Origin of the sequence: Campylobacter sp. 2018MI34, from assembly GCF_016598975.1 — a bacterium.
Classification (GTDB): domain Bacteria; phylum Campylobacterota; class Campylobacteria; order Campylobacterales; family Campylobacteraceae; genus Campylobacter_D.
In genome coordinates this window covers 14,017-26,176 of record NZ_JAENKS010000013.1, presented here as the reverse complement: position 1 = coordinate 26,176, position 12,160 = coordinate 14,017, and the positions used below count along the sequence as shown (strand labels likewise).

Annotated in this window: 17 protein-coding genes; 11 read left to right on the top strand and 6 right to left on the bottom strand. The window is 24.8% G+C overall.

What is annotated here, in order from left to right; genetic code table 11:
* The first annotated feature begins 102 nt into the window (after positions 1 to 102).
* The 4 genes from JG676_RS04895 to JG676_RS04880 are packed head-to-tail and all read left to right on the top strand — an operon-like array spanning position 103 to position 3,347.
* Positions 103 to 1,290, top strand: a complete 1,188-nt coding sequence (locus tag JG676_RS04895; protein WP_200217494.1) for a M48 family metallopeptidase — start codon at positions 103 to 105, stop codon at positions 1,288 to 1,290.
* Positions 1,287 to 2,105: a HemK/PrmC family methyltransferase gene (locus JG676_RS04890; protein ID WP_200217493.1), complete on the top strand. Its 819-nt coding sequence runs from the start codon at positions 1,287 to 1,289 to the stop codon at positions 2,103 to 2,105. The genes JG676_RS04895 and JG676_RS04890 overlap by 4 nt, the downstream gene beginning before the upstream one ends.
* A complete protein-coding gene (locus tag JG676_RS04885; protein ID WP_200217492.1) occupies positions 2,092 to 2,577 on the top strand; it encodes a DUF4149 domain-containing protein in 486 nt (161 codons plus the stop codon). Before JG676_RS04890 ends, JG676_RS04885 begins: the two co-directional genes overlap by 14 nt.
* A 20-nt stretch (positions 2,578 to 2,597) precedes the next feature.
* Positions 2,598 to 3,347: a flagellin gene (locus tag JG676_RS04880; RefSeq protein WP_200217491.1), complete on the top strand. Its 750-nt coding sequence runs from the start codon at positions 2,598 to 2,600 to the stop codon at positions 3,345 to 3,347.
* Positions 3,348 to 3,361: 14 nt separating this feature from the next.
* Here the strand turns inward: JG676_RS04880 and JG676_RS04875 are convergent, their stop codons facing one another.
* From JG676_RS04875 to JG676_RS04865, 3 genes are read right to left on the bottom strand one after another with little or no spacing between them, the layout of a single operon-like run.
* A complete protein-coding gene (locus tag JG676_RS04875; RefSeq protein ID WP_200169830.1) occupies positions 3,362 to 3,991 on the bottom strand; it encodes a YggS family pyridoxal phosphate-dependent enzyme in 630 nt (209 codons plus the stop codon).
* A complete protein-coding gene (locus JG676_RS04870) occupies positions 3,991 to 4,281 on the bottom strand; it encodes a hypothetical protein (RefSeq protein WP_200169829.1) in 291 nt (96 codons plus the stop codon). Before JG676_RS04870 ends, JG676_RS04875 begins: the two co-directional genes overlap by 1 nt.
* On the bottom strand, positions 4,278 to 4,877 hold the full coding sequence (locus JG676_RS04865) for an MBL fold metallo-hydrolase (RefSeq protein WP_200217490.1): 600 nt from the start codon (positions 4,875 to 4,877) through the stop codon (positions 4,278 to 4,280). Before JG676_RS04865 ends, JG676_RS04870 begins: the two co-directional genes overlap by 4 nt.
* Positions 4,878 to 5,164: 287 nt before the next feature.
* On the opposite strand from JG676_RS04865, the gene JG676_RS04860 reads away from it, so the two are divergent.
* From JG676_RS04860 to JG676_RS04830, 7 genes are all read left to right on the top strand, one after another.
* Complete coding sequence (locus JG676_RS04860; RefSeq protein ID WP_200169840.1) at positions 5,165 to 5,911, top strand: NAD+ synthase; 747 nt, start codon at positions 5,165 to 5,167, stop codon at positions 5,909 to 5,911.
* Positions 5,898 to 6,809 (top strand): tetraacyldisaccharide 4'-kinase, encoded by a 912-nt coding sequence (locus JG676_RS04855; RefSeq protein WP_200217504.1) that lies wholly within the window; start codon positions 5,898 to 5,900, stop codon positions 6,807 to 6,809. The genes JG676_RS04860 and JG676_RS04855 overlap by 14 nt, the downstream gene beginning before the upstream one ends.
* Entirely contained in the window at positions 6,796 to 8,199 is a 1,404-nt protein-coding gene (gene thrC, locus JG676_RS04850; protein WP_200217489.1) for a threonine synthase, read from the top strand. The genes JG676_RS04855 and thrC overlap by 14 nt, the downstream gene beginning before the upstream one ends.
* Entirely contained in the window at positions 8,196 to 8,915 is a 720-nt protein-coding gene (kdsB, locus tag JG676_RS04845; RefSeq protein WP_200217488.1) for a 3-deoxy-manno-octulosonate cytidylyltransferase, read from the top strand. Before thrC ends, kdsB begins: the two co-directional genes overlap by 4 nt.
* Complete coding sequence (locus JG676_RS09210; RefSeq protein WP_373563807.1) at positions 8,911 to 9,210, top strand: GNAT family N-acetyltransferase; 300 nt, start codon at positions 8,911 to 8,913, stop codon at positions 9,208 to 9,210. Before kdsB ends, JG676_RS09210 begins: the two co-directional genes overlap by 5 nt.
* A 125-nt stretch (positions 9,211 to 9,335) precedes the next feature.
* Complete coding sequence (locus tag JG676_RS04835) at positions 9,336 to 10,046, top strand: class I SAM-dependent methyltransferase (protein ID WP_200217486.1); 711 nt, start codon at positions 9,336 to 9,338, stop codon at positions 10,044 to 10,046.
* Positions 10,047 to 10,083: 37 nt separating this feature from the next.
* Positions 10,084 to 10,473, top strand: coding sequence for a TM2 domain-containing protein (locus tag JG676_RS04830; RefSeq protein WP_200217485.1), 390 nt, complete (start codon positions 10,084 to 10,086; stop codon positions 10,471 to 10,473).
* Between the two features lie 26 nt (positions 10,474 to 10,499).
* On the opposite strand, the gene pyrC is transcribed toward JG676_RS04830, so the two are convergent.
* The 3 genes from pyrC to JG676_RS04815 form a co-directional block, all read right to left on the bottom strand.
* Positions 10,500 to 11,507 carry a dihydroorotase gene (gene pyrC / locus JG676_RS04825; protein WP_200217484.1) on the bottom strand — a complete coding sequence of 336 codons (1,008 nt, stop codon included), beginning with the start codon at positions 11,505 to 11,507 and terminating at the stop codon, positions 10,500 to 10,502.
* A gap of 64 nt (positions 11,508 to 11,571) precedes the next feature.
* Entirely contained in the window at positions 11,572 to 11,805 is a 234-nt protein-coding gene (locus tag JG676_RS04820; RefSeq protein ID WP_200217483.1) for a replication/maintenance protein RepL, read from the bottom strand.
* Positions 11,802 to 12,158 carry a diacylglycerol kinase gene (locus tag JG676_RS04815; RefSeq protein WP_200169821.1) on the bottom strand — a complete coding sequence of 119 codons (357 nt, stop codon included), beginning with the start codon at positions 12,156 to 12,158 and terminating at the stop codon, positions 11,802 to 11,804. Before JG676_RS04815 ends, JG676_RS04820 begins: the two co-directional genes overlap by 4 nt.
* Positions 12,159 to 12,160: the final 2 nt, after the last annotated feature.

The window sequence follows — 12,160 nt, the reverse complement described above, 5'->3', positions numbered from 1 at the left end:
TAAAAATTTTTTAACAATATTTTAAAAAGCATTTTTTATTATTTTATATTAACCTTTTAAAAGTAAAACTAAGATAGAATTTACGATCTTAAGGAGTATTATATGGTTTTAATTGCAATTTTATGTTTTTATACTGCAATTTTTTCTTTGGTTTCTTATATACAAATTCAATTTTTAGAAAAACAAAAATTCAATAAAGCTTTAGTTTTAGATGATGAGACTTATAAAGATGCAGCAAATATAGCAATTGAAAATGAAAAATTTAAAATATTTTCCAATTTTTATACATTAATTATTAATATACTTTGGCTTACATTTGGGCTTTTGTATCTTAAAAAATTTATTATTAGTTCTAATTCCATATTAGAAAATACTTTATTTTTGCTTCTTTTTTTACTTATAACAAGTTTATTAAATTTACCACTTAGTTTATATGAAAATTTTGTTAAAAATAAAAAACAAGGTTTTTCAAATATGACTTTAATGCTTTTTATTAAAGATAGTGTAAAATCTTTAATTTTATTTGTAATTTTTGGCTTTTTGATTCTTTATGCTTTATTGTTTTTTTATAATTATTTTGGGACTTTTTGGTGGATAGTAGCTTTTATATTTTCTTTTATAATTATTTTAGGCATAAATGTTATTTATCCTATTTTGATTGCACCTTTGTTTAATAAAATGCAAAAACTTAACGATGAAAATTTATTAAATAAGATTACAAATTTAATGCATAAATGCGGTTTTAGTGTTAATGGAATTTATGTAATTGATGCAAGCAAAAGAGATAAGCGCTTAAATGCTTACTTTGGAGGTCTTTTTAAAAGTAAAAGAGTTGTTTTATTTGATACGCTTTTAAAAGCTTTAAATCAAAAAGAATTATTAGCTGTTTTGGGACACGAATTAGGACACTTTGTGCATAAAGATATAATTAAATCTTTATTTATGAATGCTTTAGTAATGTTTGTTTTATTTTTTCTCTTTGCTAATTTACCAGATTTTGTTTATGAAGAGAGTCATTTAACAGAAATTAATGCTGGAGTATTTGTGCTTTTATTGCTTTTTGGAAATGTTTTTAGCTTTATTATCGCTCCTTTGATTAATTTATTGAGTAGAAATAATGAATTTAAAGCTGATCAATATGGTGCTAAAATGACTTCAAAAGAGGACATGAAAAGTGCTTTAATTACACTTGCAAAAGAAAATAAAGCTTTTGTAAAATCAAGCCCTATTTATACTTTTTTTCATTTAAGTCATCCAAGTATTAGTGATAGACTTAAGGCTTTAAATTGAGGATAAAGCAAGCATTAAATTTAGCTAAAGAATCCTTAAAAGATCACAAAAATGAAGCTGTTTTCATTTTATGCGAATATTTAAAAAAAGATAAAATTTGGCTTTATTTAAATGAAGAATTAGAATTTGATGAAAAACCTTATTTTGATTTGATTTCTCGTTTTAAAAAAGGAGAGCCTTTTGAATATATTTTTAAAAAGGCTTATTTTTATAATTTTGAATTTTATGTAGAAAATGGAGTATTAATCCCAAGATATGATAGCGAGATTTTACTTGTAAAGCTTATTGACTTATGTAAAAAAAATAATTTTAAAAATATTTTAGAAATAGGTTTTGGGAGTGGAATTTTAAGTATTATTTTGGCTAAAGAATTAAGCCTTAAAATTACTGCTTGTGATATTAGTACTAAGGCTTTAGAGATTGCTAAGAAAAATGCTAAAATTCACAAAGTAGATCATTTAATTGATTTTATTTTGTGTGATTTTAGAGATTTAAAATATAATAAATTTGATCTTATTTTTTCAAATCCTCCTTATATAAAAAATGATTATAAGCTTGATAAGTGGGTTCTTAATGAACCAAAAGAAGCTTTATTTGGAGGAGAGAAAGGATATGAAATTTTAGAAGAAATAATAAAATTTAGTTTTTCAAATAATGTGAAATATTTAGCTTGTGAATTTGGTTATGATCAAAAAGAAATTTTGCAAGAAATTTTAAATAAAAATTTTTATCAAAGTCAGTTTTTTAAAGATGAAAGAGGTTTTAATAGAGCTTTTTGGGCAATTTTAAAAGGAGAAATTAATGAAAGCAATTAATCTTTTTTTACTCAGTGCACTTATAGGTATTGAATTAATTCTTGGAATTATTGTTGCACCAACTATTTTTTATCCTAAAGATATTATAGGAGAAGGAATTTTGAGTCATTTTCAAAGCGGATTAATGATGACTCATATTTTTATAAAATTTGGTTATATTTTACTCTTTATATCGTTTTTTAATTTTTTTTATGAATGTTATAGTTTTTTTAAAAATAAAATAAAATTTCAAATTAGATTTTCAAAATTAATACTTTCTTTATTGATTTTAATTTTAAGTTTATTGTTTGTTTTTTATTTTAGTGATTATATAGCAGAGCAACAAAGAATTTTAGGTGATCAAGTGATACAAAATAATGAGTTTAAAAGTATGCATTCAGCTAGCGAGGTTGTGTTAAAAATTATTATTATAATGCAAATTATTTTGTATTTTTTAAGCTTCAAGATAGAAAAAAATACTAAAATAATATAAATTTAATTAAAGGAGGAACTATGAAAATCAATAATGCCAGTGTAATGCAGCAAAATCATTATTTAGATAATGCTCAAAAATCCTCTGAAAAAGCCTTAGGGAATATCGCTGCTGCTAGAGCTATTAGTGGAGTTGATGGTTCTAATTTAGCTATCGCTGATTCTTTAAGAACAAATGCTAGCACTATAGATCAAGGTGTTGCTAATGCTTATGATGCTATAGGTGTTTTGCAAATAGCTGATGCAAGTTTAAATAGCATTTCTCAAAGTGTGGATAAATTAGGTGAACTTTCAGTAAGAATGAATAATGCAGCTTTAAATGATAATCAAAAATCAATGCTAAGAACTGAAGCATCACGTATTCAAGAATCAATTGATAATTCTTTTAATAATGCAAATTATAATGGTAAAAATGTATTTCAAAGTATGGATTTTGTAGTTGGAAGTGGAAATGAAAATTTTAATTTAAATGCTTTAAATACGAAAGATTTAAGTATTGATGATCCTGAAAGTATTGCGAATTTCAAAGATCAGCTTGGAACTTTAAGATCAGAAATTGGTTCAGGTATTAACGCTTTAACTTCAAATATTAATGCTAGCGTGCAAAATAGCATTAATGCTAAGTCTTCTGAAAGTAATTTATTAAATAATGATTTAGCAAAAAATATAAATGATTTAAATCAATCATATTTAAAAGAAAATGCTTCTGCATTTATAGCAGCACAATCAAATATGATGTTACAAGCCAAACTTGCTAGCTTATTAAGTTAAAAAAAGAGTCCTTTTTATGGACTCTTAAATAAAATACTTCCAAGTCTTACCATATTAGAGCCACATTTAATAGCTAATTCAAAGTCATTGCTCATACCCATAGAGCAAATTGTAGCTTTGTGTTTTTTTAAATTTTCATAAATTTTATAAGCTTGTTCAAAATCTTTAGCAATTTGTTTTTTATCATCACTATGAGAACCCATACACATAATTCCACATAAATTTAAATGAGAGCATTCTTCTTGAATTTGAAGATATTCTTCTAAGGCTTTATTAGGTTCTATCCCTTGTTTGGAGTCTTCTTTAGCTATATTGATTTCAAGTAAAGTATCTAGAGTATAATCTAATTTTTTATTAACTAATTTAGCCATTTCAATTCCATTGCAAGATTGCCAAAGATGAGGTTTTTGACGGATTAAAAGATTAATTTTATTACTTTGAAGATTTCCTATAAAATGCCATTTTATATCTAAATTTTCTTTATCAAGTTCTTCTTTTTTTGCTTTTAAAGCTTGAATACGATTTTCCCCAAATTCTTTAATACCTAATTTATAAAAATGTTCAATAGTTTTAGCATCAACATATTTACTTGCACCAATTAAGCGAATATTTTGTGTAAGTTTTAGTATCTTTTCTAAATTCATTAATTTTCTTTCAATCTCCATCCTAAATAAGCACATAAAAGCGAAAGTAAAAAGATAAGGTCAAGTTCTAAATTTTTAAAACCAATAAAACTAATAGAAGTAGCACTATATAAAAATCCACCCATAGCACCATACATACAAAGAGTACTTAAAGTCCCATTTTCAGCCATTTTTTTACAAGGACAAATTTTATAAACCTTCTTTTTTGTTTTATTTTTTAATTTAAGTCCTAGCAGAGCAAAACAATTTAAAAAAACAAAAATACATAATAAAACAAAATCTAAACTCAATGAAAATACCTTAACCAACTTGGTAAATGAAGAATTTCTTCTTGTAAAGTACTTTCTTTTCCGTGTCCAGGTAAAAGACGAAAGTCTTCTTTATAAAGTAGAACTTTTTCTAAGCTTTCTTTCATATTTTGAGCATTAGAATAAGGAAAATCCCATCTTCCTATGCTTCTATAAAATAAAAAATCTCCACTAAACATTAATTTTTCACCTTTTACTTCTATCATAGAACAACCTGGAGTATGACCAGGTAAAAAATGAAATTTAAAAAAAATGCCATTAATGTTAATGTCATCTTCATTTTCAATTAAAACATCAGCTTCGCTTTTTTCAAAGCCTTGATTAAAAGGATCTTGAAGAAAAAATGCATCTAGTTTATGAATATAAATAGGAATATTAAATTTCTTTTTAACTTTAGCATTATCCCATATATGATCATAGTGTCCATGAGTATTTAAAATAGCTATAGGATTTTTAATATTTTTTTCTATAAATTCTAAAGCCCCCATGCCAGGATCTATAATAAATTCACCAATATTTGTGTTTAAAATATAGCAATTTGTTTCATAAGGACCACAGGCTTGTTTAATAATTTGCATTTTTATCCTTTTAGTTTTTTAAATTATATAATATTTGAGTTATTTTTAAAATTTTTAATCTTTTTTAATGAATTTATATTTTTTTGATTTTGCTTAAATAATACTTTTTGTTTTGTTTGATTTTTTATATCTGATTTGAATTAAAAATTAATTTTTATTAAAGATTTAAAAATTTAAATTTATATTTTTATTAAGCTTATTTATATTTTTTTGTAAATCAAATTCTTTTTAAAGATATGAATTTTGCTTATGTTATAATTATGGCAATTTTAAAAGGTATAAAACTTATGGATTATGAAAAATTAACGCAAAAAATTTATGAATTTATAAAAGAAAGAATTAAAAATGCTAATGCAAAAGGTGTGGTGCTTGGTTTAAGCGGAGGAATTGATTCAGCATTGGTAGCAACACTTTGTAAAAATGCTTTAAAAACTAATATTTTTGCTCTTTTAATGCCGAGTAAATATTCAAATGAACAAAATTTACAAGATGCCCTTAAACTTTGTAAAGATCTAGATATAGAATATAAAATTATAAAAATTGATAAAATTTTAACTTCGTTTTTAGAACAAAGTCAAGATATAAACAAAATTAGAATGGGTAATTTATGTGCTAGAATTCGTATGAGTTTGCTTTATGATTATTCTGCATTAAAAGAATGCTTAGTTGCTGGAACTTCAAATAAAAGTGAGTTAATGCTTGGTTATGGAACTATTTATGGAGATTTAGCTTGTGCTTTTAATCCTATAGGAAATTTTTACAAAAGTGAAATTTATAACTTAGCTACTTTTTTAAATTTAGATCAAGTTTTTATACAAAAAGCTCCAAGTGCTGATCTTTGGGTTGGACAAAACGATCAAGAAGATTTAGGTTTTTCTTATGAAGAGATTGATCAAGGTTTAAAAGCTTTAGAATTAAATGATAAGGAAAAAATATTAAGCTTAAATCCAGAATTAGTTTCTATGCTTAAAGAAAGAATGACAAAATATGCTTTTAAGAGAGCTTTGCCGGAAATATTTAATGACTTGGCTTGATAGGTATTTTTTTAAACCATCTTTTTGGCAAAAGTGTTTAGCTTTTCTTTTGCTTCCTATTAGTTTTTTATATGCTTTAGTGGCTATTTTAAATTTATATTTTAGAAAAAAAATAGATTTTAAAAAACCTATTATTAGTGTAGGGAATTTAAGTTTTGGAGGCAATGGAAAAACTCCGGTATGCAAAGCTATTTCTAAAGAATTTAAAGGAGTTTTTATTGTGCTTAGAGGATATAAAAGAAAAAGCAAAGGACTTCTTGTTGTAAAAGCTAATGAACAAATTTTATGCGATGTAATGCAAAGTGGTGATGAAGCTATGGAATATGCTTTTGAAGAAAGTATAAGCGGGGTAATAGTAAGCGAAGATAGAGTAAAAGGGATACAAAAAGCTTTTGATTTGGGTGCAAAGATTGTTTTACTTGATGATGCTTTTTCAAAGTTTTATATTAAAAAATTTGATATTTTATTAGAAAGTAAGATAGAGCCTTATTTTGGTTTTACTTTACCAAGTGGAGCATATAGGCTTCCAAAATTTTATAAAAAAAGAGCCAATTTTATTGCAAAAGAGGGTAAAGATTTTTATCGTTATTCTTTTGCAAAAGAAAATCCTAAGGCTATTTTAGTAACAGCTATTGCAAAACCTTTTAGACTTTATGAGCATTTTATAAAGGCTAGAGCTTGTTATTTTTTTAATGATCATTATGAATTTAAAAAAGATGAACTTAAAAAATTACTTGATAAACATCATTGCGATACTTTAATGCTTACTTTTAAAGATTATGTAAAAATAAAAGATTTTGGTTTTAAGTGTCAAATTATAGAATTAAATATAGAATTAGAAGATAGTTTTAAAAAAGTTTTACAAAGCTATATAAGGAGTTTTAATGCAGCTTGTTAGCACAAGAGATAAAAATAATAAAATAGATTTTAAAGAAGCTTTGATTAATCCTAGTGCAAAGGATGGAGGGCTCTATACTTTTGATAAGATTTTACCTTTTAATGCTTATGATTTAAAAGATTTAGACTATGAAGAATTTGCTTTAAAATTTATAGAACATTTTCATTTTGGTTATATTAATTTATTTAAAAAGGCTTTGCAAACCTATAAAGAATTTGATAATAAAACAGCTCTATTTTTAAGAAAAGTAAATGAAAATTTATTTATTAATGAGCTTTATCACGGCCCAACGCGTGCTTTTAAGGATATGGCTTTACAACCTTTTGGTATGCTTTTAAATGAATTAAATGAAAATGAAAAAATTTTAATTATTTGTGCAACAAGCGGCGATACAGGACCAGCTACTTTAAAAAGTTTTGAAAAATTTCACAATATCAAAGTTGTTTGTATTTATCCTAAAGATGGAACAAGTGAAATTCAAGCTTTACAAATGCAAGCTTTAAATAAAGATCATTTAAAAGTTTTTGCCATAGAAGGAAATTTTGATGATGCGCAAAATACCCTAAAAAAACTATTATTAAAAGATGATTTTAGGGAAATGTTAGCTGGTTTGGATTTTAAACTTTGTGTAGCAAATTCTATTAATTTTGGAAGAATTTTATTTCAAATGATTTATCATTATTATGCTTGTGTGAAACTTGATAAAGTATTAGACATTATAGTTCCAAGTGGTAATTTTGGTAATGCTTTAGCAGCATATTATGCTAAAAAAATGGGAGCTAAAATAGATCGTATTAAAATTGCTACTAATTCCAATGATGTTTTAAGTGATTTTTTTAATCAAGGTGTTTATGATATAAGAGAAAGAAGCCTTAAAAAGACTATTTCTCCGGCTATGGATATATTAATTTCTTCAAATATCGAGCGTTTGCTTTTTGATAAATTTGGAGATTTAAGAACTAAAGAGCTTATGAATAATTTAAAAGAAAAAAAATATTTTTATTTAAGTAAAGATGAGCTTGATAACTTAAAGCAAGATTTTGATGCTTCTTCTTGTTCGGATTTAGAATGTATGAATTTTATTAAAGAATATTCTAAAGATTTTTTAATTGATCCACATACAGCAACTTGTTTTAAACTTTTAGATAAAAATAAAAGTACTCTTATAACTTCAACGGCAGAATGGACAAAATTCACTCCAAGTATATATAAAGCTTTGTTTGATAGAGAATTAAACAATGAAAAAGAAGCCATGCTTGAAATTGCTTTGAAATTTAATTATCAAATAAGACCAGATTTACTTGCTTTATTTGATATAAAAAACAATAATTTAAAAGCTTATAAGTGTGATGAGCTTGAAAATGAAATTATAGATTGGATAAAACAATGATAATTATACCTGCAAGATTAAAATCAACGAGATTTCCTAAAAAAATTCTTTATAAAATTAATAATGTTCCAATGTTTATAGCAACAGCTCAAAAAATGGCAAAGATTGATGAGGTGGTTATAGCTTTAGATGATGAGGAAGTTTTAAAAATTGCTAAGGATTTTGGTTTTAAAGCAGTTTTAACTTCAAAAGAGCACGAAAGTGGAACAGATAGAATTAAAGAAGCAAGTGATATTTTAAATTTAAATGAAAATGAAATTATTATTAATGTGCAAGCCGATGAGCCTTTTATAGAAGAAGAAAATATAATCAAATTTAAAGAATTTTGTTCTATAAATTTAAACGAAGATGTTTTTATGGCAAGTTGTTATAAAAACATATCTAAAATTGAAGCTAATGATCCAAATTTGGTAAAAGTTGTAAATGATAGATTTGATTTTGCCTTATATTTTTCAAGGGCTAAAATTCCTTTTGAAAGAGAAGATTATAATGATTTTAAAGGACATTTAGGGATTTATGGCTATAGGGTTAAATCATTAAGAGAATTTTGCACATTTAAAACTTCAGATTTAGAAAAAAGTGAAAAATTAGAGCAATTAAGAGCCTTAGAAAATGGTAAAAAAATTAAAATGTTACAAATTAATACTAAAAGCATAGGTATAGATACTTTAGAGGATTATGAAAAGGCGTTAAAAATTTTTGATCATGTAAATTAAAAAAGCAAATTTAAGTGATTTACCAATTTTATCACCGTTATTCTTTTTACTTTTTAATGGTGATAAAAATACTTTAGAACAAGAGCTTAAGAAATTACTTTGTTCTAAAAATCATATTTTTTTCTTATTGCATAAAGAAAATAAAGCAATTGCTTTTGCATTAGCTTCTTTAAGATTTGATTATGTAGAAGGGTCTAAAACTTCTCCTGTTGGTTATTTAGAGGCAATTTTTGTTAAAGAAGAATTTAGGAGAAAATCTTATGCAAGTTCTTTATTGAAAGCTTGTCAGTTATGAGCTTTAGAGTTTGCAAGCGATTGCGAATCTAAGAATCTTGCTAGTATTAAATTTCATAAAGCAATGGGTTTTGATATTACTAATCATCTTATTTGTTTTATAAAAAAAACTTAGATAGGATTAAAATGAATTTATGGGATAAAAAAGCTAAAACTTATGCAAGATATAATGAATCTTTAAATCAGATACAAAAAGATAGTTTTAAAGAATTTAAAAAGCTTAATATAGATTTTAAAGATAAATTTATTATAGATATAGGTTGTGGGACAGGAGTTTGGACTTTGCATTTTGCTAAAAGTGCTAAAGAAATTTTAGCCTTAGATAGTTCGAAAACTATGTTAGAAATTTTAAGCCAAGATGCTTTAAATTTAGATATAAATAATATTAAATGTCAAAATTTAAGTTTTAATCTTTTTTGTAAGGAAAATTCTTATTTTAAATGTGATATAGCTTTTTTAAGTATGTCTCCTGCTTTACAAAATGATATAGATTATAAAAATTTTATATCTTTAGCCCCACTTAGAATTTATCTTGGATGGGCTGATTATAGAAAGAGTGATTTTTTAGATCCTATTTTTAAATATTTTAATACAGAATTTAAAGGGTTTTATAAAAAAGATTTAGAAAGTTTTTTATTAAGAGAAAATATTAAATTTCATAAAGTAATTTTTAATGAAATACGCATAGTTAAAAGAAATCGCGAAGAGGCTATTGAAAATGCTTTATGGCATTTAGATATGAATGGGGTAAAAGCAGATAAAAAAATCTTAGAAAATCTTGTAAAAGAAGAGATAAAAGAGCAAATTGAATCAAAAATAAAACTTTTAATTTTTTAAATTTTTTGATATTATAATATTTTTTAGAGGAATATTTATGGATGCTAATACCGTTTTAATGATGATTTCTGATAAAATTCCATCGCAAAGCTTAATTTTTGTTCAAGAAAAACTTAAAAATTCTAGCGAAGATAAAATTAATACTATTGTAACTTTAAATTTTAAAAGTCATATTATTGGTTTAATTTTAGGTTTATTTTTTGGTTTGTATGGGATTGATCGCTTCTATAAAGGCGATATAACTTTAGGGATTGTTAAACTTATAACTTTTATTATAGGTACGATTACTACTTTTATCTATATAGGTTTTATTATTTTAATCGGACTTTGGATTTGGACTATAGTAGATTATTTTCTTGTATGGAAAGGTATTAAAAAAGATAATCTTAAAAAAAATTTTAATTGTATTGGAATAAATATTTTTTAATTATAATAAACCCTAAATTGTATAATTTAGGGTTTTACTTGAAATTTTAAATTTTCTCCTGCCATAAAAGGGATGATTTTTTCATTTTTATTTTTATACTCATTTGGAACTTGCCAATCTTCATTATTTAAAGTAATGATTTTATCTTCTTTAAATTTTAGTCTATGGACTTTACAAGCATTATCTGATATAAATTTTTGTAAATTTTCCTGATTTGAATATTTTTGAAATAGTTCAGCTAAAACACTTAAGGCTATAGGAGCACTAAAAATTCCTGCCGCACAGCCACAGCATTCTTTTTCGCTTTGTGGATGAGGGGCGCTATCACTTCCAAACATTACTTTTTCATAACCATTAAAAGCCAATTCACAAAGTGTAGTTTTATCTTCATAAGTTTTAGCAATGGGTTTACAAAATAAATGAGGTTTCATTTTTCCTCCAATAACATCATCTAAAGTAAGCATTAAATGGTGTAAAGTGATAGTAGCGTATAAATTTTCATAATCTTTTAATAAATTACAAAGTGTTTTGGTTGTTATATGCTCCATTACAATTTTGAGATTTTTAAAATTTTTTGCTAATTTTTCATAAATTTTTGCAAAATTACTTTCTCTATCCATTACAAAGTCATTTGTTTCTCCGTGAATTAATAAAGGAATATTAAGAGCACTCATAGCTTCTAAAGTAGGTTTTAAAGCTTCAATTTCAAAATTTGAAATCCCATTATCCGAATTTGTAGTAATTCCTGCTGGATAAAGCTTAATGGCAAAAATTTCATCTTTTGCTTTTTCTAAAAATTTTTCATCATAATTTTTAAAAAAAAGAGTCATTAACGGAGTAAAACATTTATCATTACTTGCTTTTAGAATACGTTCTTTATAAGATCTTAAAGATTTAATATCGCAAAGTGGAGGAATTAAATTAGGCATAATAACAGCCGCACGAAAATCTTTTGCACTTAAAGGTGCAACAAGTTCTAGCATCGATTTATCTCTTAAATGTAAATGCATATCCAAAGGATTTTTAAGCTTCATTTTTTGTTCCTTATATAAATTATCGAATTTTAATAAAGAAATTAATTTTTAAATTAGCAAATATTTATTCTTTAATATAAAGTTGATAGAACCCATTTTTAAGTTTTTTAAAAACTTTTTTTTCTTCTAAAAATTTAAAAGTTGCAATAATAGTAGGTTTGCTTTGGTTGAGTTTTTTTTCTATCTCATTTATTTTTATTGTAATAAAGCCATTGTTATCAGCATTATCACATAAAAATTTCACAAGTTCATAGCGTTTTTTTCCAAAAAGCTCTTTTATTAAATTTTCAAATTTCATAAGTATAAGCGTCCCAATATCATTCCCCAAGTAAAAAGAGCTAAAATAACACTAAAAAATACAGCGCTTGAGCCACAATCTTTTGCTATTTTTGCTTTTTCATTCCATTCATTTGTTATTAAATCAACACAAGATTCAATTGCTGAATTTAATGCTTCTACGATTAAAATAAGTATCAAAACAAAAATTAAAAATAAATGTTCTAACAAGGAAATTGGAAGAAAAAAGCTTATAATTATAGCAGGGATAATAATGCTAAGTTCTATACAAAAAGAAGTTTCATTTTTAATAAGGCTTAAAATCCCCTCTATGGCGTATTTAGTATTGTTTAAAAGACTATATTTTGGCTTCAAGG